At 40.3% G+C, this 20,653-nt stretch carries 28 protein-coding genes; 27 read left to right on the top strand and 1 reads right to left on the bottom strand.

The features are described 5' to 3' along the window. Positions 1-19: 19 nt before the first annotated feature. The 10 genes from ViNHUV68_RS20845 to ViNHUV68_RS20800 all read left to right on the top strand — a co-directional run bounded on the left by ViNHUV68_RS20845 (position 20) and on the right by ViNHUV68_RS20800 (position 7,444). Entirely contained in the window at positions 20-406 is a 387-nt protein-coding gene (locus ViNHUV68_RS20845) for a hypothetical protein (protein ID WP_391091146.1), read from the top strand. 166 nt (positions 407-572) lie between these two features. Further along, the gene (locus ViNHUV68_RS20840; RefSeq protein WP_391091144.1) at positions 573-902 is read left to right on the top strand and encodes a hypothetical protein; all 330 of its coding nucleotides are present in this window, start codon (positions 573-575) and stop codon (positions 900-902) included. A gap of 142 nt (positions 903-1,044) precedes the next feature. Continuing rightward, on the top strand, positions 1,045-1,518 hold the full coding sequence (locus tag ViNHUV68_RS20835; RefSeq protein ID WP_391091142.1) for a hypothetical protein: 474 nt from the start codon (positions 1,045-1,047) through the stop codon (positions 1,516-1,518). Positions 1,519-1,757: 239 nt separating this feature from the next. Beyond that, positions 1,758-2,204 carry a hypothetical protein gene (locus tag ViNHUV68_RS20830; RefSeq protein ID WP_391091140.1) on the top strand — a complete coding sequence of 149 codons (447 nt, stop codon included), beginning with the start codon at positions 1,758-1,760 and terminating at the stop codon, positions 2,202-2,204. Positions 2,205-2,353: 149 nt separating this feature from the next. Further along, positions 2,354-2,770, top strand: a complete 417-nt coding sequence (locus tag ViNHUV68_RS20825; protein ID WP_391091138.1) for a GFA family protein — start codon at positions 2,354-2,356, stop codon at positions 2,768-2,770. 1,069 nt (positions 2,771-3,839) lie between these two features. Beyond that, entirely contained in the window at positions 3,840-4,115 is a 276-nt protein-coding gene (locus ViNHUV68_RS20820; protein WP_391091010.1) for an antibiotic biosynthesis monooxygenase, read from the top strand. A gap of 618 nt (positions 4,116-4,733) precedes the next feature. Further along, complete coding sequence (locus ViNHUV68_RS20815) at positions 4,734-5,270, top strand: nucleotidyltransferase family protein (RefSeq protein ID WP_391091136.1); 537 nt, start codon at positions 4,734-4,736, stop codon at positions 5,268-5,270. 110 nt (positions 5,271-5,380) lie between these two features. Next, complete coding sequence (locus ViNHUV68_RS20810) at positions 5,381-5,845, top strand: GNAT family N-acetyltransferase (protein ID WP_391091014.1); 465 nt, start codon at positions 5,381-5,383, stop codon at positions 5,843-5,845. A 107-nt stretch (positions 5,846-5,952) separates the two neighbouring features. After that, the gene (locus tag ViNHUV68_RS20805; RefSeq protein ID WP_391091134.1) at positions 5,953-6,561 is read left to right on the top strand and encodes a hypothetical protein; all 609 of its coding nucleotides are present in this window, start codon (positions 5,953-5,955) and stop codon (positions 6,559-6,561) included. A gap of 148 nt (positions 6,562-6,709) precedes the next feature. Beyond that, positions 6,710-7,444, top strand: a complete 735-nt coding sequence (locus ViNHUV68_RS20800; protein WP_391091132.1) for a hypothetical protein — start codon at positions 6,710-6,712, stop codon at positions 7,442-7,444. A gap of 1,118 nt (positions 7,445-8,562) precedes the next feature. Here the strand turns inward: ViNHUV68_RS20800 and ViNHUV68_RS20795 are convergent. Continuing rightward, the gene (locus tag ViNHUV68_RS20795) at positions 8,563-8,802 is read right to left on the bottom strand and encodes an RNA recognition motif containing protein (protein WP_038176295.1); all 240 of its coding nucleotides are present in this window, start codon (positions 8,800-8,802) and stop codon (positions 8,563-8,565) included. 206 nt (positions 8,803-9,008) lie between these two features. Between ViNHUV68_RS20795 and ViNHUV68_RS20790 the strand changes: the two genes are divergently transcribed. The 17 genes from ViNHUV68_RS20790 (at position 9,009) to ViNHUV68_RS20710 (ending at position 20,641) form a co-directional block, all read left to right on the top strand. Further along, the gene (locus ViNHUV68_RS20790) at positions 9,009-9,473 is read left to right on the top strand and encodes an ASCH domain-containing protein (protein ID WP_391091130.1); all 465 of its coding nucleotides are present in this window, start codon (positions 9,009-9,011) and stop codon (positions 9,471-9,473) included. 612 nt (positions 9,474-10,085) lie between these two features. Then, complete coding sequence (locus ViNHUV68_RS20785; protein WP_391091128.1) at positions 10,086-10,370, top strand: YciI family protein; 285 nt, start codon at positions 10,086-10,088, stop codon at positions 10,368-10,370. Between the two features lie 125 nt (positions 10,371-10,495). After that, positions 10,496-10,870, top strand: coding sequence for a hypothetical protein (locus ViNHUV68_RS20780; RefSeq protein ID WP_391091126.1), 375 nt, complete (start codon positions 10,496-10,498; stop codon positions 10,868-10,870). A gap of 248 nt (positions 10,871-11,118) precedes the next feature. Next, complete coding sequence (locus ViNHUV68_RS20775) at positions 11,119-11,349, top strand: hypothetical protein (RefSeq protein ID WP_391091124.1); 231 nt, start codon at positions 11,119-11,121, stop codon at positions 11,347-11,349. A 633-nt stretch (positions 11,350-11,982) separates the two neighbouring features. After that, positions 11,983-12,399 (top strand): VOC family protein, encoded by a 417-nt coding sequence (locus ViNHUV68_RS20770; protein ID WP_391091122.1) that lies wholly within the window; start codon positions 11,983-11,985, stop codon positions 12,397-12,399. Between the two features lie 142 nt (positions 12,400-12,541). Beyond that, positions 12,542-12,736: a hypothetical protein gene (locus ViNHUV68_RS20765; protein WP_193295187.1), complete on the top strand. Its 195-nt coding sequence runs from the start codon at positions 12,542-12,544 to the stop codon at positions 12,734-12,736. Continuing rightward, positions 12,723-13,211: a hypothetical protein gene (locus ViNHUV68_RS20760; RefSeq protein WP_391091120.1), complete on the top strand. Its 489-nt coding sequence runs from the start codon at positions 12,723-12,725 to the stop codon at positions 13,209-13,211. The genes ViNHUV68_RS20765 and ViNHUV68_RS20760 overlap by 14 nt, the downstream gene beginning before the upstream one ends. A 3-nt stretch (positions 13,212-13,214) precedes the next feature. Continuing rightward, positions 13,215-13,850: a hypothetical protein gene (locus ViNHUV68_RS20755; protein ID WP_391091118.1), complete on the top strand. Its 636-nt coding sequence runs from the start codon at positions 13,215-13,217 to the stop codon at positions 13,848-13,850. 540 nt (positions 13,851-14,390) lie between these two features. Beyond that, entirely contained in the window at positions 14,391-14,585 is a 195-nt protein-coding gene (locus tag ViNHUV68_RS20750; protein ID WP_391091116.1) for a hypothetical protein, read from the top strand. Positions 14,586-14,727: 142 nt separating this feature from the next. Continuing rightward, positions 14,728-15,396 carry a hypothetical protein gene (locus ViNHUV68_RS20745; RefSeq protein ID WP_391091114.1) on the top strand — a complete coding sequence of 223 codons (669 nt, stop codon included), beginning with the start codon at positions 14,728-14,730 and terminating at the stop codon, positions 15,394-15,396. A gap of 139 nt (positions 15,397-15,535) precedes the next feature. Next, positions 15,536-16,168 (top strand): type B chloramphenicol O-acetyltransferase, encoded by a 633-nt coding sequence (gene catB / locus ViNHUV68_RS20740; protein ID WP_391091112.1) that lies wholly within the window; start codon positions 15,536-15,538, stop codon positions 16,166-16,168. Between the two features lie 730 nt (positions 16,169-16,898). Continuing rightward, positions 16,899-17,357, top strand: a complete 459-nt coding sequence (locus tag ViNHUV68_RS20735) for a hypothetical protein (protein ID WP_391091110.1) — start codon at positions 16,899-16,901, stop codon at positions 17,355-17,357. A gap of 175 nt (positions 17,358-17,532) precedes the next feature. Continuing rightward, positions 17,533-17,745 carry a hypothetical protein gene (locus ViNHUV68_RS20730; protein ID WP_045628752.1) on the top strand — a complete coding sequence of 71 codons (213 nt, stop codon included), beginning with the start codon at positions 17,533-17,535 and terminating at the stop codon, positions 17,743-17,745. A 269-nt stretch (positions 17,746-18,014) separates the two neighbouring features. Beyond that, the gene (locus ViNHUV68_RS20725; RefSeq protein WP_391091108.1) at positions 18,015-18,218 is read left to right on the top strand and encodes a hypothetical protein; all 204 of its coding nucleotides are present in this window, start codon (positions 18,015-18,017) and stop codon (positions 18,216-18,218) included. Positions 18,219-18,428: 210 nt separating this feature from the next. Continuing rightward, positions 18,429-18,719 (top strand): YkgJ family cysteine cluster protein, encoded by a 291-nt coding sequence (locus tag ViNHUV68_RS20720; protein ID WP_079751593.1) that lies wholly within the window; start codon positions 18,429-18,431, stop codon positions 18,717-18,719. A 193-nt stretch (positions 18,720-18,912) separates the two neighbouring features. Next, entirely contained in the window at positions 18,913-19,461 is a 549-nt protein-coding gene (locus ViNHUV68_RS20715; protein WP_391091106.1) for a hypothetical protein, read from the top strand. Between the two features lie 655 nt (positions 19,462-20,116). Then, complete coding sequence (locus ViNHUV68_RS20710) at positions 20,117-20,641, top strand: hypothetical protein (protein ID WP_391091104.1); 525 nt, start codon at positions 20,117-20,119, stop codon at positions 20,639-20,641. The last annotated feature ends 12 nt before the right edge of the window (positions 20,642-20,653 follow it).

Here is a 20,653-nt window from a genome sequence, read left to right as displayed (position 1 = left end):
TTGTAGAAAAGGAAAAAGAGTGAATAAAATAAGGAAAGAGTCTTTGTTGGCAGAGGTTGAACGTCGACTAGCGAAGCCTATTTTTGGTGAGCGTAATAAAAATTGTGTTGTTGTACGGCTAAATGATGACCTGACAGAAAAAAATAGTATTCAAGAAAGCACATATAAGCTGAGAGCTCATGGCTTTAAAGCCAGTATTAGTAATGCTAGAGATTCTTCTTTTGTGGTACTAACGAATGCCAAAGGTGTTGCTTTAATAGGGAGTATTGTAGATGTTGAGCCACATGAAGAGCTTGAAGGACGAATTAATATCTATTTCAGGGATCCTTGTCATATTGATTCCGATGAGTTGGCTAAATTCGTAACATGGAATAATAGCAACCCAGTTCGTACAATACGTCTGTAAAAATTCACATAACAAGCAATTTAAGAGGGATTCACAACGCTTGGCATTTTTGCTTCTACTTCAAATTTAGTGTTTATGGCACAATGCTTTAGGTGTGGGTGGTAGCGTTGTTCACCCCTTAATTGGGCGTTATGTGCTCGATGAAAATTGATAAGTAAGGTGAAGTATGGAATTAGACCAGTTCGTAGCTAAGTCATTGATAATGATTTGCAAAGGTGTACATCAAGCTCAACAAGAAGTTTCAGAGTTTGGAGCGTCTATAAATGAAATGCCAATTTCAAGTGGAGAATCAACTAAGCATCTCAAAGCTCAAAATAGAACATTAATGCAAACAGTAGAGTTCGACGTTGCAGTCGCTACAGAAGATAATGGGAGTGGCTCCGCTAAGATTTCTGTTCTGGGTTTAGGGCTCAGTAAAACTGGTGACACGAAGGACAGCATAACTTCTAGAATTGCTTTTAAGGTTCCAATTTCTTTACCTAAGCACTTAAAGTAGTACGCACATAACAAGCAATTTAAGCTGATTCGCAACGCTCGGCGCTTTCGGTTTCAACTTGTTTGGTGATTACGGTGCAGTGTTTTAGTAAGGTGGCAACGTTGCTCACAACTTAATTGGGCGTTAGAGTTTTGAGGAAATCATGCATACAGATATGGAAAATGTGTCCGAACGTTTGTTCGATTTGGGAGTTGGTGTTTTAGCTCAAGCTCAAAAGAACGTGTTGTTTACTGGTTATGATACGAGAATTGATGAAGGGGTGTTTGGTGTACTTCAAACGGCACAAGCCGCGGAACTTCTGATTAAATCCGCAATAGCCAAACAACATCCACTACTAATTTTTTCTAATGTCCCTAAATCTACTTCTGTTAGTGGCGAGTTGCTATCGGTACAAGATATATTTGAAAATGGCAAAACGCATCAGTACGCGGATTTACCAGAAAAATTATGGGCTTCTACTGGCTACAAGCTTCCTCATTTAGATACATATCGAGACTTTGGAAAACTCAGAAACACTATTCAGCACTTTGCTTTGCCCGGCGCAAACTTAAGAACTGAAGCTGTAAATTTCATATATAAAGTAATAGACCCAATACTTGAACAGTTTTGCGGTTAATTACATAGATTTAGAGGACGCGCAGGATGATATGTTTAGTCTAATTATTGCGCATAATGTTATACCAAGGCACCCAGACGTAAAAAAACTCTAACAAGGCGTTTAAGAGGGATTCACAACGCTTGGCATTTTCAGTTTGATTCAGTTTTAGTGTTTACGGCACAATGGTTTAGGTTAGGTGGTGGCGTTGTTCACCCCTTAACGCGGCGTTAGGCGATACAGTGGACTTAGGAGGATGAATGAAACCGAGTGAAAACAGTTTGGTTATGAGTGATGAAAATGCATTCAAAGTACTTGTTGCACTAGGAAATAAATATGAGAGAAGAGGTTTTACAAATTCATCAAACTTGGCAACCTTTTTTGTTCTCGGGGACTTCATTTCGAAGAGTGCAAATACGAAAGAGTTAATCACGCATTACAAGCCCAAAATTGAACAGGGGCGATATAGCGACTTGAGTATTTCTCAAACGTTATTGAATGGTATGGTGAGATCAGGTTACTTAAAACTAGATACTGGTAAGTATTATTTATCTGAAACTGGGTATAACTGTTACCTTGAGCAGAATAGTGAACCCCAATCAATTTCGCGTTTATCAATCGCAAATCGTTTCTTTCAAGAACATCAAACTCTCATGTTTTTGTTAGCAGTTATAGGGATTGGTATAGGTATAGCAAGTCTCGCCTAACAAGCAATTTAAGAGGGATTCACAACGCTTGGCACTTTTGCTTCTACTTCAAATTTAGTGTTTATGGCACAATGTTTTAGGTTGGGTGGTAGCGTTGTTCACCCCTTAATTGGGCGTTATATGTTTTTATCAATTTAGGAGTTATTTCAATGTCTTATTCTGAGGCTAGCTGCCTTTGTGGTTCCGTAAAAATTACGGCAGAAAACATCAATCCCAAGTTTACAGTTTGTCATTGTCAATCGTGCCGAACTTGGGGTGGGGCTCCTTTCTTTGCGGTGAAATGTGGCACTCAAGTGAAACTAGAGGGTGAAGATAAAGTAAAAATGTACAAGTCATCTTCTTGGGCCTCACGAGGCTTCTGTACAGAGTGTGGAACGCATCTTTTTTATAAATTCAAAGAAACAGGTGAGTACAATATGCCGGTAGGTTTATTTCCAAACCTAGAAGGGTTAGAAATGGATATGCAATATTTTAGTGACATGCGCCCGAGCTATTATTGCTTTGCCAACGAAACTAAGAAAATGACTACAGAAGAGATCATGGCCTACTTTGCGGACAAGGTGTAACCAAACATATAACAAAGCGTTTAAGGGTGATTCCAAACGCTTGCCGGTTTCGCTCCGCTCAAGCATGGCAAACGCTTGTCACACCTTAACGCAGCGTTAGTTGCCAGCGGAAAAAACGCAGCTAAAGCAGAAAAATTAAGGCTAATGAATTGTGCAATTGTGCTCGGTTTTGTATCTGAGTGTGGTTTGCTGAAGTTGTGTTCGATTTTTAATATTGTAGTTTTGTTTTGCCGTTTCAGACGCTAATTTACTCGTTGAAAGTGAGCTTTGTGGCATTGTCTTTCCAAAAGGTCTTTTTGGTGCTTTTCAGCCAGCTTTCTACGGCGTTGCTAGTTCCAAGTGGTTTCAGTGACAATCGCTTTGAAACTGCGCCTGATTTGAGTTTTTAAAAACGCATCAAAAACGGTGTTGGCAAAGTGGAAATAAACTGGAAATCAAAGGTTTAGAATGGCAACTAACAAAGCGTTTAAGGCAGATTCGCAACGTTGGGCATTTTGGGTTTTCTTTGAGTTTAGTGTTTACGGCACAATGGGTTAGGTTAGGTGGCAATGTTGCTCACTACTTAACGCAGCGTTAGTTGCCAGCGGAAAAAACGCAGCTAAATCAGAAAACTTAGGGCAAATGAATTGTGCAATTTTGGTCGGTTTTGTGCCTCGGTGTGGTTTGCTGAAATTGTGTTCGACTTTTAATGTTGTGGTTTTGTTTTGTCGTTTCAAACGCTGATTTACACCTTGAAAGTCAGCTTTGTGACATTGCCTTTCCAAAAGGTTTTTTGGGTGCTTTTGGTCAGCGTTCTACGGCGTTGCTAATTCCAAGTGGTTTCAGTGACAGGCGCTTTGAAACGGCGCCTGATTTGAGTTTTTCAAAGCGCTCAAAAACGGTGTTGGCAAAGTGGAAATAAACTGAAAATCAAAGATTTAGAATGGCAACTAACAAAGCGTTTAAGGCAGATTCGCAACGCTAGGCATTTTTGGTTTGCTTTGAATTTAGTGTTTACGGCACAATGGTTTAGGTTAGGTGGTAATGTTGCTCACTACTTAACGCGGCGTTATGCGTTTCGAGGAAATTTATGTCAAAAGTAACATTGAAAGGCTTTATTCTAGTTCCTGAGCTAGATCTTGAGTTAGTGAAAAGTGAGTTGGAACACCATAAACGTCTTACTCTCGAAGAACCCGGTTGTATTACCTTTAGTGTCACTGAAAATCCAGAAAACACTCTCCGTTTTGATGTTTACGAAGAGTTCACGGATAAAGTTGCTTTCGAGCAACATCAGCAAAGAGTTAAAGCTTCCCATTGGGGTAAGGTAACTGTGGACGTTGAGCGTCATTACGAAGTCTTTGAGTAAACGCATAACAAAGCGTTTAAGGCGGATTCACAACGCTTGGCGATTTCAGTTCCAGTTAGGTTAAGTGTTTAAGGTACAATGGTTTAGGTTAGGTGGTTAGCGTTGTTCACCACTTAACGCGGCGTTAGTTGCCAGTGGTAAAAACGCAGCTAAAGCAGAAAGTTTAAGGCTAATGAATTGTGCAAATTTGCTCAGTTTTGTGTCTGGGTGTGGTGTGCTGAAGTTGCGTTCGATTTTTAATATTGTGGCTTTGTTTTTGCCGTTTCAGACGCTAATTTACTCGTTGAAAGTCAGCTTTGTGGCATTGCCTTTCCAAAAGGTCTTTTTGGGGGCTTTCAGCCAGCTTTCTACGGCGTTGCTAGTTCCAAGTGGTTTCAGTGACAGTCGCTTTGAAACTGCGCCTGATTTGAGTTTTTAAATCGCTCAAGAACGGTGTTGGCAAAGTGGAAATGAACGGGAAATCAGAGGTTTAGAATGGCAACTAACAAGGCGTTTAAGGCAGATTCGCAACGCTAGGCATTTTCGGTTTGCTTTGAATTTAGTGTTTACGGCACAATGGTTTAGGTCAGGTGGCAATGTTGCTCACTACTTAACGCGGCGTTAGGGCACAGGGCGGAAATGGACAGAATCGTAGAATTAATCAAACAAGATCCAGTTAGAGTCAAAGCCTTAGAGTACGTCTCTAAATTGGGCTTGCCTCAATGCTATATTGCAGCTGGTTTCGTTCGTAATCTTGTTTGGGATGCACTGCATGGTTTTGATGTGGCGACACCATTGAACGATGCGGATGTTATTTACTTTGCTCCTGACGAGAACGACCCTAAAGCATATTTACAGTATGAATCTCAGCTCAAGCAGCTAATGCCAGAAATTAACTGGCAAGTTCGTAACCAAGCACTCATGCATACTCGAAATGGCGATTTACCTTACACAAGCTCCCTTGATGCTATGAGTTATTGGCCAGAACAAGAGACAGCTGTTGCCATTCGACAAGTCGCACCTGGTAGCTATGAATGTATTGCAGCTTTTGGGTACGAATCCTTATTTGGTTACTGTGTCACACATAATCCTAAAAGGTCACGAGAAACGTTTGAAAATCGTGTAAATTCAAAGGGCTGGTTAGTAAGGTGGCAATCTTTGAGAACTGTGCCCTAACAAAGCATTTAAGAGTGATTCGCAACGCTTGGCAGTTTCGCTTCGCTCAAGTATAGCCAAGCGCCGCTCACATCTTAATGCGGCGTTAGCTGAATATTGGTGCAAGTAGCATGATCAAAATTAGAAAATACGAAGAATCTGACGCAAGTGAGTTATGGGAACTTTTTTATCATACGGTTCGTAACGTGAATCGACGAGACTATTCCCAAGAGCAAGTTGAGGCTTGGGCACCAGATAATTTTGACCGCGAGATCTGGAAAAATAAACTGAACGCTATTTCACCTTTTATTGCAGAAATAGAGGGTGTCATTGTTGGTTATGCTGACCTTCAAGAAAGTGGTTTAATCGATCATTTCTTTTGTCATCATGACTACCAAGGCAAGGGTGTTGCTCGTTGTCTTATGGAGCACGTTTTAAAAGTTGGGAAAGCACGTGGTATTGCCAAGTATTGTTCTGAGGTTAGTATTACAGCTCGACCTTTCTACGAAAAATTTGGTTTTAAGGTTGTGAAAGAGCAAGCGATAGAAGTTCGTGGTCAAAAACTGCAGAACTTTGTTATGGAAAAATTCAGCTAACAAAGCGTTTAAGAGTGATTCCAAACGCTTGCCGGTTTCGCTTCGCTCAAGTATGGCAAGCGCTTGTCACACCTTAACGCAGCGTTAGCCAAACAAAAGGAGTTATCATGAAGTGGTGGGAAAAAACGGTTGAATATTTCTTTATACAAAAGTTCGTCCCAATGGATGCGATCTTATCTCCTCTGGATGGTAAGCATGAGTTGGCCGGCGATACTTTTTTAGGAAATCACGAAAACTGGATAATTATTGAGTTTAAAGTTGATCACTTAGCCGTAAAAAGCGAAGAGAAAAAGTTTAAGGATTACAGTTCAGCTTTCATTGAATTGTCTTCAAGAGATTCGCATCATTTCATTATTTATGGCGCGGTAAATCAGGGCGAATTTGGACTTAGAGGTAGAACTTATTTTTCTGCCGAGCCAGTAAACAATGTAGAGAAAGTCTTAACTTCAGGTATACCCAAGGAAGAGTTTGTGGAATACCTAAAAATACTAACGAAGCAAAAAGCAACTAGTTCCGGTCAATCGGGAGTGAGCACAGGTAGTTACTCCTTTGTTGCTGGCATAAACAAAAATAAGGAAATCACTCGTTGTATGAACCTTTATGAGTTCGGTTTAGATCATGGATTGACTCTAGAGCCTAAGCTTAGTGCAACACAAAAATTAGCAGCAAAGCGTGAGCGTGAGAGAGGCATGGACTTCGGAGGGCCGTCTTTCTAAAAGTTAGGCTAACAAACAATTTAAGAGTGATTCCCAACGCTTGGCACTTTTCATTCCATCGTTGGGTTTTGTGTTTACGTGGGTATGGTTGAGTTTCGTGGTAGCGTTGCTCACACCTTAATTGGGCGTTAAGTTTCCAGAGGCAAATATGAAGAACTGTCCAAATAAAGAAATCTTTGAGTCTCTATCATCGTCTTTTGATCGTATCGACGAAGCTTCATGGTTCATTAGGCTCATGGAAGAGAATTACCATTGTGCAGACCGCTTTAGATGGTCACTCAATTCCTTCCTAAGAACACTAAAAGAAGTTATGCAACTTGTGACTATGGAAGTTCAAGGTAACAAACAGCTTTCAAAGTTGGTTGCCGAAAAGAAGGCAGAATTATCTAAAGATCCTTTAATCAACTACCTGTATAAACAGAGAGACATTGTGGTTCATAAGTCTATGTTAAAACCTGCTAGTAGCGGGACGGTAGGGTTTACCCGAGGTAAAGGGTTGAAGTTGGGTATGGGAATGCCGATTGATCCACTTCGGGATAGTGAGGAAGCTATCAAGAAATACATTTACTATGCTGCCAAAGACAAAGATTTTCTAGGTATTTTGTACACTGAAGAAGATGGTGGCGGTGAATACACTTGCGTGAAAAGAGAGTGGAAGCTAGAGCAATTTCCTGATGATGAATTGGTACAACTAGTCGCTATGGCTTGGGAGAAAGTAGCTCAAGCATTTTTTGATATAGCGGGAACAATGGGGGCTCAACTAATAAAGCCAACATTTGAGCTAGCTAATCCAAATATTGTACAGTTTCAAGTATATAACCCTGAATGGGTCAAAGAGCAGCTAGATGCAGCCAAAGAGTGGATTAGTGAAAATGAAACTTAACAAGCAATTCAAGCTGATTCGCAACGCTCGGCATTTCCGGTTTCAGTTGGTTTAGTGATTAAGGTGAAGTGTTCGGGTAAGGTGGCAGCGTTGCTCACAACTTAATTGGGCGTTAGTTGCCAGCGGTAAAAAGGTAGCTAAATCGGAAAACTTAGGGCTAATGAATCGTGCAATTTTGCTCTGTTTTGTGTCTGGGTGTGTTGTTTGATGAAATTGTGTCCGATTTTTAATGTTGTGGTTTTGTTTTGCCGTTTCAGACGCGAATGTACTCGTTGAAAGTCAGCTTTGTGGCATTGCCTTTCCAAAAGGTTTGTTGGGTGTTTTTGGCCAGCTTTCTACGACGTTGTAAGTTCCAAGTGGTTTCAGTGACAGGCGCTTTAACACTGCGCCTGATTTGAGTTTTTCAACACGCTCGAAAACGGTGTTGGCAAAGTGGAAATGAACGGGAAATCAAAGGTTAAGAATGGCAACTAACAAGGCGTTTAAGGCAGATTCGCAACGCTAGGCATTTTCAGTTTGCTTTGAATTTAGTGTTTACGGCACAATGGTTTAGGTTAGGTGGTAATGTTGCTCACTACTTAACGCGGCGTTAGTTGCCAACGGAAAAAACGCAGCTAAAGCAGAAAAATTAAGGCTAATGAATTGTGCAATTGTGCTCGGTTTTGTATCTGGGTGTGGTTTGCTTAAATTGTGTTCTATTTTAATCTTGTGGTTTTGTTTTGCCGTTTCAGACGCTAATTCACTTGTTGAAAGTCAGCTTTGTGACATTGTCTTTCCAAAAGGTCTTTTTGGTGCTTTTAGGCAGTTATCTACGGCGTTGTAAGTTCCAAGTGGTTTCAGTGACAGGCGCTTTGAAACTGCGCCTGATTTAAGTTTTTCAAAGCACTCAAAAACGGTGTTGGCAAAGTGGAAATAAACTTGGAAATCAAAGGTTAAGAATGGCAACTAACAAAGCGTTTAAGGCAGATTCGCAACGCTAGGCATTTTCAGTTTGCTTTGAATTTAGTGTTTACGGCACAATGGTTTAGGTTTGGTGGCAATGTTGCTCACTACTTAACGCGGCGTTAGGTGCTTAAGCGGAAAACTGCCAGCAGAAGTTAACTACTGGCTTTTTGAGTTTAGTTTTGAGCGCGTTTTACTCGAATGATGCTTTTAGCAACGTTTGAAAGGTTTAGGTTTTGGATAGCAACTTTTGCTTCTTTGTCATCTGGCATTTCGACAAACGCGAAACCTTTTGATAAACCTGTTTCTTGGTCTAGAACCAAGTTGCACTCGGTGACTTTACCGTGAGCAGAGAATAGTACACGAACTTCGTGTTCAGTGATGGTACGTGCTAGATTGCGAACTAAAAGTTTCATATTATTTTGCCTAATGTAATTTGCGGGCCAAGTGTCTCAGTATTAGAGAAGTAAACCAAGGTAAATTAGTGGTGAACCTTTAAAAACGCACCTAACAAAGCGTTTAAGAGTGATTCCAAACGCTTGCCGGTTTCGCTTCGCTCAAGTGTGGCAAGCGCTTGTCACACCTTAACGCAGCGTTATATTTTTAATTGGGATTCAAGTTTATGGAAGAAAGAAGTCAGACTTATTTGAACGAGTATCTAAGCTCCTTACCTAGTGAGATTGCGAAAAAACATACCTCTTTCAGTGCTGACTATTTCTGCGCAGATGAGTACAACGCCAATGTCTGTGCCGACTTAATACTGCGTGGAGAAAAACGTGCTTCTTGCAGTTTGGAGTACTGGTACAGTCATGAAGGCGAACCCATGCCAGAAGTTGGTCATCTTCAAGTGGTGACTAACTGGGACGGCAAACCAGTTTGTATTATTGAACTTACCTCAGTCAATAAATGTAAATATAACGATGTTACAGCGGAGTTTGCAGCAGAAGAAGGCGAGGGTGACAAGTCATTAAATTGGTGGCGAGAAGCCCACTGGAAATTTTTTAGCTTAGAGTGCGACGAACTTGGTATAAAGCCAACAGAGGATATGCTGTTGGTTTTAGAGCGCTTCAGGGTCGTCTATAAATAAAAATATAACAAAGCGTTTAAGAGTGATTCCAAACGCTTGCCGGTTTCGCTTCGCTCACAGTGTGGCAAGCGCTTGTCACACCTTAACGCAGCGTTAGTTGCCAGTGGAAAAAACGCAGCTAAAGCAGAAAAATTAAGGCTAATGAATTGTGCAATTGTGCTCAGTTTTGTATCTGAGTGTGGTTTGCTGAAGTTGTAATCGATTTTTAATGTTGTGGTTTTGTTTTGCCGTTTCAGACGCTAATTTACTCGTTGAAAGTCAGCTTTGTGGCATTGCCTTTCCAAAAGGTCTTTTTGGGGGCTTTCAGCCAGCTTTCTGCGGCGTTGCTAGTTCCAAGTGGTTTCAGTGACAGTCGCTTTGAAACTGCGCCTGATTTGAGTTTTTAAAACGCTCAAGAACGGTGTTGGCAAAGTGGTAATGGATTGGAAATCAAAGGTTTAGAATGGCAACTAACAAGGCGTTTAAGGCAGATTCGCAACGCTTGGCACTTTTGGTTTGAATCGGCTTTAGTGTTTACGGCACAATGGTTTAGGTTAGGTGGTAGCGTTGCTCACTACTTAACGCGGCGTTATGTGCCACTGTGTTTCAGCGTAAAAGATATAAGGATTATGTATGTTTATCATCTCTTTGACTTATCAAGTGCCTCTAGAGAAAGTAGATGCTTTTATCCCTGAGCATGTGGACTATCTCAATGAGCAATATGCAAAAGGTCATTTTATTTTATCCGGGCGCAAAGAACCAAGAACTGGTGGTGTCATCATTTCCACTATTGGCGACCGAAACAAGCTGAATGACGTAATCGCTCAAGACCCTTTTCACCGAGAAGGTTTAGCCAACTATGAAGTGACAGAAATCGTACCAACGAAGGCGTCAGAAGAGCTAGATTTCTTAGTCTAATATCTGGCACATAACAAGGCGTTTAAGAGTGATTCCAAACGCTTGCCGGTTTCGCTTCGCTCAAGTATGGCAAGCGCTTGTCACACCTTAACGCAGCGTTAGCAATATCAAGAAAACGAGGGCATATGAAATCAAAAATTCTATGTGTATTTATGCTGGGAATTCATAGCACTGCTTTTGCAGCTGCTAGTTATGAAATATACGCGACAGTAACAGAACCAGAGTCAAAACTAGTTTTCCCTGCATTTAAAGTCTCTGCTACTGACCAAAGTGGAACGAGTTTCGTGGATGGCTGTACTTATGTGGGAAAGCTGACAGAACAACATGAAAACAGCGTACAGCTTGAAGCAATAATGTCTTGTAGCCGAGTTGAGGCTAGTTATCAAATGGACATGCCAATACTTGTACTCAGTTCAAAAGGTCAAAGTGCAAGTTATGAGTTAGTAGAAGACGAAGCAGTTATGTGGAAATACGATGTAGAAATTAAGCCTATCCTTTGAACGACATATTGCTAACAAATTGTTCAAGAGTGATTCGGCACGCGTGGCATTTTTACTATGCGTCAAGTTTAGTGGTTAAGGTGGTATGCGGAGGCTTCGGTATTGCGTGCCTCACACCTTAACAAGGCGTTATGTGTCAAACCATGACTTCGAGGTTTGTGTGGTATCTACTTACTAACTAAGTTGTTCTCTCAATTGCATAAATAGGATAATGTATTGTAAGTGTTAAAATAAATTGGAATCGAAACATGGATATAAATGTAGAAACAAAAAAACTAAACGATCTTAGCAACCAATTTGAGTCCGTTAAATCATCATACTTTTCTGATCTAGAAAGAGATGTTAATCGAAGAGACGGAAGTCCTCGACAAGATGCGTTACATGAACGTTTGATGGAAGAAAGTCGTGATAGATATTTGGCGGCGAAGTCTGCCTTTGAAGCACAAGTAAAGTTAGTAGCCTCGTTGCTTGGTAGCTAAAACACATAACAATCTGTTTAAGAGTGATTCGCAACGCGTGGCATTTTTGCTATGCGTTGCGTTTAGTGTTTAAGGTGGTATGCGGCAGCTGCGGTATTGCGTTGCTCACACCTTAACAGGGCGTTAGTTGCCAGCGGTAAAAACGCATCTAAGGCAGAAAATTTAGGGCTAATGAAATTTTCAGTTTTGCTCGATTTTTGTCTGGTTGTGGTTTGCTGAAATTGTGTTCGATTTTTAATGTTGTGGTTTTGTTTTGCCATTTCAGATGCCAATTTACTCGTTGAAAGTCAGCTTTGTGGCATTGTCTCTCCAAAAGGTCTTTTTAGTGTTTTCAGTCAGCTTTCTACGGCGTTGCTAATTCCAAGTGGTTTCAGTGACAGGCACTTTGAAACTGCGCCTGATTTGAGTTTTTCAAAGCGCTCAAAAACGGTGTCGGCAAAGTGGAAATAAATTGGAAATCAGAGGTTTAGAATGGCAACTAACAAGGCGTTTAAGGCAGATTCGCAACGCTACGCATTTTCGGTTTGCTTTGAATTTAGTGTCTACGGCACAATGATTTAGGTTAGGTGGTAATGTTGCTCACTACTTAACGCGGCGTTATGCTACCGGGCGAGATCTTAAATAAGGAATGCTATGAAACAGAACATTGTCCATATTGCCTTGGTTGTAAAAGATTATGATGAAGCAATTGATTTTTACGTAAACAAACTCAAATTTGAGCTTATTGAAGATATTTATCAACCTGAACAAGATAAACGTTGGGTGGTTGTAGCTCCACCAAATTCTCATGGTGTTACGTTGTTACTTGCCAAAGCCTCGAAGCCAGAGCAGCAAGATTTCATTGGCAATCAAGCAGGTGGTCGAGTATTTCTGTTCTTAAATACTGACGATTTCTGGCGTGACTTTGAGCGCATGAAATCTATTGGTATTAACTTTGTCCGAGAGCCAGCTGAACAAGACTATGGAACGGTAGCAGTGTTTGAAGACTTGTATGGAAACTTATGGGATCTCCTTCAATTAAACCCAGACCATCCAATGGCGAAAAGGTAGCATAACAAAGCGTTTAAGGCAGATTCCCAACGCTTGGTACTCTCAGTTCAATGTTGGTTTTAGTGTTTACGGTGTAATGGTCTAAGTTGGGTGGTAGCGTTGCTCACTACTTAACGCGGCGTTATATAACAAGAGAGGTTTTATGGAAATTGTTAATCAAGTAGTTAAATGGTCAATGGATAATGTTGAGTGGGTTTTCAGTGGAATAGGGGTATTTGTTTTAACTTTGTTTTTTGTTAAAAATGGAGTTAATAAAAAGCAACGAGCAGGGAATGATTCCAACAATTATATGGCTGACAGAGACATTAACATCGGTAAGAAAGATGATAACAAATAAAAAACAATCCGCAGGAGACCACTCTGTCAACTATATGGCCGATGGTGATATCAATATTCATAATGGGCTTAATAAAGAAGAAGTCTTAGAGTTAATAAAGCAGTTATCAGAAAAGACGGAAATTGAAAGTGAAGAATTAGTAGCGACAAGAAAAACTGTTAAAGAATCTGTCTTGCCATATTTTATCGAAAACAAAAAAGTCTTCGATACCTATGGACCTATGACTGAAGAACGATTTAACCCTGAAAGTGAAATGCCCGAACTTTGGCTTAGAAAAATTCAAGAATTTATTCTTCCAAACAATGCTAAAATTGTTCAATTAATCAGCGATAATCAACACTTGCTATTGGAGTGGGAGTTGGAGGCATTTTCTGAGTACAAACAACATGTGGACGATTTTTCAGCGAAACATACTGGATTAACTAAAAGTAATGGAACGATGTTTCCAGCTAAAATTTTAAGTATTTTGGAGTGAGTCATGAGTCTAAATAGTTGGTGTATTGAAAAACTAAACGGTCACGATAAAGTTGAAAGTGTGACGGAATTAGAAGATGGTTTGATCCAAATTACCAATGTTAAAGGTGATGATTTCATTGTCTTCGTAAAGTCGGAAGAGCGTTCAACACTAGAATCTGTTTCAGGTGTAGATATCGAGCAGTTAGACTTTCTGTTGAATATTAAGAAAGACGCTTATATTGATGGGCAGCTACTTGAACTTGGTTCTAGCGCTGGTTTTGCAGTTGGTGGGCTGGGAGATATTTTTAGTGCTCTGAATGACCGCAATATTTCAACTTATATTAGTGCAGAAATGTCTTTTATTATTCGAGGGTTATCTCAGCACACTAGAGTCACAGGGTTAGAAAGACTAGATAATCGTCGATTTAGGATTCAGAGAGCGGGTCTTGATAGTGTAATTATACTAGCCTTAAATGATTACGACTTTACAGCTGAGTCTGTCAGGTCTGGTATCGAAAGGTATGTCGAGTTTGACGCAATCTTAACATCCAACCCAAATTGTCGACGAACAGGAAACTGTGAGATCGCAGCAGAAAGTGCTGGTGTAAGGATTTTGTCTTGGGGAGAACTTTTAGGTCAGTTAAATCGAGCGTGGTAGATCTACATCCGTTCTTCCTTTCACTTAAGAAAGCTCTACGACAGCAGAGTTTATCTATAGACGTATATATTTTTGGCTCAGCGTTGTATGAGAGGTTTCCAAACGATATAGATATCTTGGTTATCTATACTTGTTACGATGAACTGTTATTGATAAAGAGTATACTTTTTCCAATTAGTTTGGAGTATCCGTTGGATGTTTACTACATGACCTCTGAGGAAGCTAGTGAATTAGATTTTATTAACACTACAAAAGCAGTGCCACTAGAAACTGTAGCTAAAGTGGAATAATTGTTACATAACAATCTGTTTAAGAGTGATTCGCAACGCGTGGCATTTTTACTATGCGTTGCGTTTAGTGTTTAAGGTGGTATGCGGAAGCATTGGTATTGCGTTGCTCACACCTTAACAGGGCGTTAGGCTAACTTCCACAGAATTGATTTGTTAGTCGCAAAATTTGCTAGTGGGCAGTGAGATTGTTTATCGTACGAAAATATTATGGTTTTATAACCTTTGTTTCTAATGGGCGTATGGTAACTCAATGAAAATCATAATCTTCTTCAGCACAGTCTTAATAGCTAAGTACATAGGTATGCAAATCGGTCTGACTTACAATATCATTTCAGACCCATTTAATTTCAAGCTCGCGCTGTTCGACTTTACCTTGTATCTCTCGGTATATTTTGTGCTGACGTTTTTATATGGCAAAGCTAAAGTCTTCGTTGGTAAGAATTAGCCTAACAAAGCGTTTAAGACGGATTCACAACGCTTGGCAGTTTTGGTTTGAATCAGCTTTAGTGTTTACGGCACAATGGTTTAGGTTGGGTGGTTGCGTTGTTCACCACTTAACGCGGCGTTATGAACTTATAAGGTAAAAAATGAATTTAGCAAGCATGAATGGTATGGACCAATATAATTATTTGGTAGGAAAAAACCTCGAACAACTCACTATTCAAGAGTTGAATGTAATTCATTTGCAGTATCGGGATGAAGTTGTGTCGATAAATGGACGTTATTTAACGTCATGCTTACATGACTTAACTCAAACGTTATCCGCTTCATTTATCAATAAGCGTACCGCTCAATATGTTCCTTTAATGACTTCATTTGCCATTCTAGACCAAATTGGTAGCTTGTATCATATTCAAGGTAATAACCCAAGGGCGACAAATGGTATAAAGAGGGCATTGCAATCTTTCACGACGATGGTTGCTGATGAAATAGAAGATTTGGTCACTCTTCGTCATGGATTATTCCATGATGGCAGTCTGACAAGCCGAAATCAAAATACAGGTACTGATGTAATATTCCGGATGGCAACGGATACTAACGTAGTTATACAAAGGCCGACCGTACCTTGGAATGGCGTATATGATGATGACTTAACTAACCATATTACTTTAATAAACCTAAAGGCGTTCCAAACTCTGGTGCTTGCTGTTCTCGATAGCTGTTTAAGTGAGCTAGAACAAGGGCGACTGCAGTGTACAATTTCAGATTGCCGAGAGTTTTATTATAAATTTCTCTTTTCTCGACCACGTTCATAACAAACAATTTAAGAGTGATTCAGCACGCTTGGCATTTTTGGTTGGGGTTAAGTTCAGTGATTACGGTGGCTAAATTGAGTGTAGTGGTAGCGTGCTTCACACCTTAATTGGGCGTTATAAGCTTCCAAGAGGAATAAAATTGAATAACTATTTTGAAAGCCCTTTTGTGGGTAAATCGTTGAAAGAACAGGTTACGAACCCAAATATCATTGTGGGTGAACATAGCTACTATTCTGGTTATTATCATAATCATAGTTTCGATGATTGTGCTCGTTACTTGCTACCGGATAGAACTGATATTGATAAGTTAATTATCGGAAGTTACTGCTCAATTGGTTCTGGTGCTGTATTTATGATGGCAGGGAATCAAGGACATCAAAATAACTGGGTCAGTACATTTCCATTTTTCTATCAAGACAATGAAAATTTCGCGGATGCTAAAGATGGTTTTGAGCGTTCGGGTGACACGGTTATTGGTAATGATGTATGGATTGGCACTGAAGCGATGATTATGAGTGGTGTATCTGTCGGCGATGGTGCAATTATCGCAAGTCGCGCAGTCGTTACCAAGGATGTCGCTCCGTATTCAATAGTCGGCTCAAACCCAGCGAAACATATACGTTACAGGTTCACAGAGGCTGAGATATCTCAGTTGTTAGAAATGAAGTGGTGGGAATGGAGCGATGAACAAGTTAAGGGAGCTATAAGCTTAATGTGCTCTTCAAATATCGATGGTCTTTATGATTATTGGAAAACGTTAGTACGCTTATAACAAACAATTTAAGAGTGACTCCCAACGCTTGGCGATTTCACTCCGGTTTGAATTTTGTGTTTACGGTGCAATGGTTTAGCTTGGGTGTTATAGCGTTGTCGCACCTTAATTGGGCGTTATGTTTACTTGTATTTCAGTGGCTTAAAGTTTCTTCGATCTATGTTCTTTGTCCCTTGGGCAGTTCGTTCGAGTACTTCAGCAAATCCGCATTGTCGGCCTAAATTCTTGAATCTCTCAACCTGTAAAATATGCCAATATTCGTGGGTTGCTTCATTTTCAGATCGTGACGGCTGGTTTTAAGTGCCGCTGGCTCTAAGTCGCTTTGAGTGTATTTGCCAAGTAGCATGCTAGCTTGGCAGTTGCCTCGGCAATTTGCCATTGTTCTGCGCTGTGGTTGGAAAGAGAGGGCGCTTGTTGAGGCCAAGTCGGGTTGCCTCATTGGGCAGGGAAGTGGATTTACGCGCTTTGTGTTTCGTGCCTTTGGCAGCCAAGTGAGTTTGAGCTTGTGATTCACTTCTTGAAATAAGGTCAAGAATGCAGTTCTTTGCCAAGTAAATCAGTCATTTGTGGTAAAACATAACAAACAATTCAAGCAGACCCTCAACGCTTAGCACTTTTGGTTTGCGTTGAAATTCGTGTTTACGGTGTTATGCGGAAAGTCAGCCAGGACGTTTCGGGCTACTTAATTGGGCGTTAGGAATTATATCAAATGATGAGGGAGGAATTGACGTTGAGCGTTACAGAAACATTGGTATTTGGTATTGCAAGTAGTTTGATTGCGACAGTCATATTTATTATCGCTGCTGAAGTTTTCCGTAGGATTGTAATCCCTACATTCAATGATAGGGTTTATCGTGGTGCTAGAGTTGATGGGAAGTGGGAGTTTGAAATTAACGAGACAAGGCTTTCTCTGGAGCTTTCTCAAAAAGGTGATGATATCTCAGGTGTATACCGACATAACACGGATGGTGAAACTGACAGTTACGCAGTAACGGGAAGAATAAAGGATAGTTATTTTGTCGCGACCGCATTTCCTCAATCAAAATATCACGTCGACTCTTTTTCGCTTCTTTTTAAGCTAAAGACCGAAGATAACGCTTTAATGCTGTCAGGTAAGTTGCTTAGTCAAGGAGAGCAAGAGGATGTGCATGTTACTGAGACTATAAAATTCAAACGCACAAATTCCTAACAAGCAATTTAAGAGGGATTCACAACGCTTGGCATTTTTGCTTTTACTTCAAATTTAGTGTTTCTGGCACAATGCTTTAGGTTTAGGTAGCGGCGTTGTTCACCCCTTAATTGGGCGTTAGTAGCTAAATCTCAATACAAGACACAAATTCAAACAATAACGAAAGGAAAACAACATGGTTGAAGCAGAAACTCTTATGAGACAAGCAGGTGACACTGCGGAAATTTGGCTTAAGCAAGCTATAGATGCAACAGAGCATCTTCCAGTATCAGAAGACGCCCGAGCTACAATAATTGCAGCGTTTATCCAAGCTGCAGCACAGGATCAGCATACAATGACCGTAAGAGCACTAGCTGAAAATGGTCTGCTAAACAAAGTGGAAAGTTAGTTTCAGCATCGCTACTAACAAGCAATTTAAGAGGGATTCACAACGCTTGGCATTTTTGCTTCTACTTCAAATTTAGTGTTTATGGCACAATGCCTTAGGTTTGGGTGTAGGCGTTGTTCACCCCTTAATTGGGCGTTAGGCTAATCATGGTGAAATTCATATTTCATCCCCATTTCAAGAGAAATCGAGACCTGTTTTCTTGCCCGAGATGTGAGCAAAAGTAGTATGTGTTGTAGAACTCTAATTCAAGTCAATTTAGCAGGTAACAAATGAATATACTTCTAATCATTGCTACAGTTTTTTTAGCCAAATTTATCGGTTCACAAATGGGGTTCACCTATAACCTGTTTTCAGATCCATTCAGTCTTAAACTAGCTGTTATCGACTTTGCCCTGTTCGTCGTTGTCGGTGTGGTTCTAAGTTTTATTTACAACAAGGCCAAACATGTATTCAATAACTTCAGGCAGAATTAGCCTAACAAAGCGTTTAAGACGGATTCACAACGCGTGGCGATTTCAGTTCCAGTCAGGTTAAGTGTCTAAGGTAAATAGTTTAGGTTTAGTGGCTGGCGTTGCTCACCACTTAACGCGGCGTTATGGCTCACAAGGTCCGCAATCTCAGAAATGAAGGTTGTTCACATCAAATTACGGTATCATGCACAATTGACTAAACTGTAGTTACTTATGCTTATACCAACTAATACACCTTCTTCCTCAAATGTATCTTGCTCAAACTGCAAAGCTTGCTGCTGCCGTCTTGAAGTTATGATTATCTCGGATACTGGCGTGCCTGAAGAGTTCATCGCACGTGATCAGTATGGTGGTGAAACAATGATGCGATTAAATGATGGTTGGTGTGCGGCTTTAGATAGAGACACTCTAATGTGCACAATTTATGAAAATCGTCCTTGGATATGCCGCGAATTCGAAATGGGTTCTAATGAGTGCTTAGATGAACGTGTTAAGTTCATCTAAAACAGTCGGTTAATCTTGTAGGTCATTCGTGAGTTGTAAGCCATAACAAAGCGTTTAAGAGGGATTCTCAACGCTTGGCATTTTTAGTTTGAATCGGTTTAAGTGATTACGGCACAATGGTTTAGGGTTAGGTGGTTGGCGTTGTTCACCCCTTAACGCGGCGTTATGTGCACGAATGGATACGAGGGTACAAATGAAATTCTATTTATTACTTATTCTTACTTTTATTCACGTTGATTGCGCTATGGCTGATAGCTTAAACGAACGCAAGGATAGCATCGCAAAAGAGTCAGGTGTTAAAAGGGAGCTTATTGACTCTATTGAAGAAGATTTTGAAGCTAAGCTTAAGGTTTACTGTCACGGAGACTCCTGCCAAGAAATACAGAGCCACTGTAATCAGCACCCTTACGCAAATATATGCGTAATGAAATCTCTATATCATTCTGCCATGTTAAACGAACTATGCGCTGGTTCGGAGTCGTGTTTTGCAGAGCAAACACTAAATGAGCGAAAGATTGTTACCTTCGTTAGCAAGCAAGCTATGTCACCGGGTTATGGGCGTATGGCTTTGAATATTTGCTCTCCGCTAAATGAGTTCGAATCATTGGAAAACAACATAAAAAGTATTGGTGACAAGCTAAACCAACTGGCTGGCATTGGGACATTTTATGATTACACGGGCTTATACAATTGTGTTTCAGAGACCTATAAAGAGCTAGCTGTCAAAGCTTTAGCTGAATGATTTGGCTGAGAAGTGCACATAACAAGCAATTTAAGAGGGATTCACAACGCTCGGCACTTTTGCTTCTACTTCAAATTTAGTGTTTATGGCACAATGTTTTAGGTTTGGGTGGGGGCGTTGTTCACCCCTTAATTGGGCGTTAGTTGCCAGCGGAAAAACGCATCTAAGGCAGAAAATTTAGGGCTAATGAAATTTTCAGTTTTGCTCGATTTTTGTCTGGTTGTGGTTTGCTGAAATTGTGTTCGACTTTTAATGTTGTGGTTTTGTTTTGCCGTTTCAGACGTTAATTTACTCGTGGAAATTTAGCTTTGTGACATTGCCTTTCCAAAAGATCTATTTGGTGTTTTCAGCCAGCTTTCTACGTCGTTGCTAGTTCCAAGTGGTTTCAGTGACAGGCGCTTTGAAACTGCGCCTGATTTGAGTTTTTCAAAGCGCTTAAAAACGGTGTTGGCAAAGTCGAAATGAACGGGAAATCAAAGGTTTAGAATGGCAACTAACAAAGCGTTTAAGGCAGATTCGCAACGCTAGGCATTTATGGTTTGCTTTGAATTTAGTGTTTACGGCACAATGGTTTAGGTTAGGTGGTAATGTTGCTCACTACTTAACGTGGCGTTATATGCTTTGGGCAGAATATATATAATATGGAGTTTCCTTAATGGAGTCTTTGCTGAAATATGCACCTCTAATATCAGCAGTTATGCCGTTGTTAGTGATTGTATTAACTGGTTTCTGGGTCAATAATCGTTTGGAAAAGATCAAGAGTCGGCTACAGCTAGATCATTCGATTATTGAAAAACGAGCTGCAATTTATGCGTCAGTACAAGATGATATTAATATCATCTATTCATACATACTAAGGGTTGGTGATTGGAAGGATTACAAGCCTAGTGACATCCTCGATTGCAAACGAAAAGTAGATAAAACATTTCATTCGACACAGCCTTATTGGTCTAAAGAGGCCTTCACCTCATACCAACAGTTCATTAAGGTGTGTTTTAAAGCATATCGTGGACATGGGAAAGATGCTGGAATCATCGCGCAAGTTGATCGTTATCAGGGGCTTGATAGCTGGCAGGATAGCTTTCTAGACTCATTCGAAAGTGGATATGATAAAGAAAAGCTTATTTCTGCAAATCAGTCATTAATGAAGACCCTATCTAAAGACTTTGGTATCAATTAGCACGCATATAAC

It is taken from the genome of Vibrio sp. NH-UV-68 (assembly GCF_042940635.1).
Lineage (GTDB): Bacteria > Pseudomonadota > Gammaproteobacteria > Enterobacterales > Vibrionaceae > Vibrio > Vibrio pacinii.
This window is presented reverse-complemented; position numbering and strand designations above follow the sequence as displayed.

Excerpts from the sequence above, each read along its gene's own strand:
- ViNHUV68_RS20715 (WP_391091106.1), top strand. The coding sequence starts at position 18,913 with ATGAAATTCTATTTATTACTTATTCTTACTTTTATTCACGTTGATTGC.
- ViNHUV68_RS20750 (WP_391091116.1), top strand. The coding sequence starts at position 14,391 with ATGAAAATCATAATCTTCTTCAGCACAGTCTTAATAGCTAAGTACATA.
- ViNHUV68_RS20820 (WP_391091010.1), top strand. The coding sequence starts at position 3,840 with ATGTCAAAAGTAACATTGAAAGGCTTTATTCTAGTTCCTGAGCTAGAT.
- ViNHUV68_RS20830 (WP_391091140.1), top strand. The coding sequence starts at position 1,758 with ATGAAACCGAGTGAAAACAGTTTGGTTATGAGTGATGAAAATGCATTC.
- ViNHUV68_RS20775 (WP_391091124.1), top strand. The coding sequence starts at position 11,119 with ATGGATATAAATGTAGAAACAAAAAAACTAAACGATCTTAGCAACCAA.
- ViNHUV68_RS20770 (WP_391091122.1), top strand. The coding sequence starts at position 11,983 with ATGAAACAGAACATTGTCCATATTGCCTTGGTTGTAAAAGATTATGAT.
- ViNHUV68_RS20730 (WP_045628752.1), top strand. The coding sequence starts at position 17,533 with ATGGTTGAAGCAGAAACTCTTATGAGACAAGCAGGTGACACTGCGGAA.
- ViNHUV68_RS20790 (WP_391091130.1), top strand. The coding sequence starts at position 9,009 with ATGGAAGAAAGAAGTCAGACTTATTTGAACGAGTATCTAAGCTCCTTA.
- ViNHUV68_RS20800 (WP_391091132.1), top strand. The coding sequence starts at position 6,710 with ATGAAGAACTGTCCAAATAAAGAAATCTTTGAGTCTCTATCATCGTCT.
- ViNHUV68_RS20745 (WP_391091114.1), top strand. The coding sequence starts at position 14,728 with ATGAATTTAGCAAGCATGAATGGTATGGACCAATATAATTATTTGGTA.
- ViNHUV68_RS20710 (WP_391091104.1), top strand. The coding sequence starts at position 20,117 with ATGGAGTCTTTGCTGAAATATGCACCTCTAATATCAGCAGTTATGCCG.
- ViNHUV68_RS20825 (WP_391091138.1), top strand. The coding sequence starts at position 2,354 with ATGTCTTATTCTGAGGCTAGCTGCCTTTGTGGTTCCGTAAAAATTACG.
- ViNHUV68_RS20805 (WP_391091134.1), top strand. The coding sequence starts at position 5,953 with ATGAAGTGGTGGGAAAAAACGGTTGAATATTTCTTTATACAAAAGTTC.
- ViNHUV68_RS20720 (WP_079751593.1), top strand. The coding sequence starts at position 18,429 with ATGCTTATACCAACTAATACACCTTCTTCCTCAAATGTATCTTGCTCA.
- ViNHUV68_RS20840 (WP_391091144.1), top strand. The coding sequence starts at position 573 with ATGGAATTAGACCAGTTCGTAGCTAAGTCATTGATAATGATTTGCAAA.
- ViNHUV68_RS20810 (WP_391091014.1), top strand. The coding sequence starts at position 5,381 with ATGATCAAAATTAGAAAATACGAAGAATCTGACGCAAGTGAGTTATGG.
- ViNHUV68_RS20795 (WP_038176295.1), bottom strand. The coding sequence starts at position 8,802 with ATGAAACTTTTAGTTCGCAATCTAGCACGTACCATCACTGAACACGAA.
- ViNHUV68_RS20835 (WP_391091142.1), top strand. The coding sequence starts at position 1,045 with ATGCATACAGATATGGAAAATGTGTCCGAACGTTTGTTCGATTTGGGA.
- ViNHUV68_RS20760 (WP_391091120.1), top strand. The coding sequence starts at position 12,723 with ATGATAACAAATAAAAAACAATCCGCAGGAGACCACTCTGTCAACTAT.
- ViNHUV68_RS20785 (WP_391091128.1), top strand. The coding sequence starts at position 10,086 with ATGTTTATCATCTCTTTGACTTATCAAGTGCCTCTAGAGAAAGTAGAT.
- ViNHUV68_RS20765 (WP_193295187.1), top strand. The coding sequence starts at position 12,542 with ATGGAAATTGTTAATCAAGTAGTTAAATGGTCAATGGATAATGTTGAG.
- ViNHUV68_RS20755 (WP_391091118.1), top strand. The coding sequence starts at position 13,215 with ATGAGTCTAAATAGTTGGTGTATTGAAAAACTAAACGGTCACGATAAA.
- ViNHUV68_RS20780 (WP_391091126.1), top strand. The coding sequence starts at position 10,496 with ATGAAATCAAAAATTCTATGTGTATTTATGCTGGGAATTCATAGCACT.
- ViNHUV68_RS20725 (WP_391091108.1), top strand. The coding sequence starts at position 18,015 with ATGAATATACTTCTAATCATTGCTACAGTTTTTTTAGCCAAATTTATC.
- ViNHUV68_RS20815 (WP_391091136.1), top strand. The coding sequence starts at position 4,734 with ATGGACAGAATCGTAGAATTAATCAAACAAGATCCAGTTAGAGTCAAA.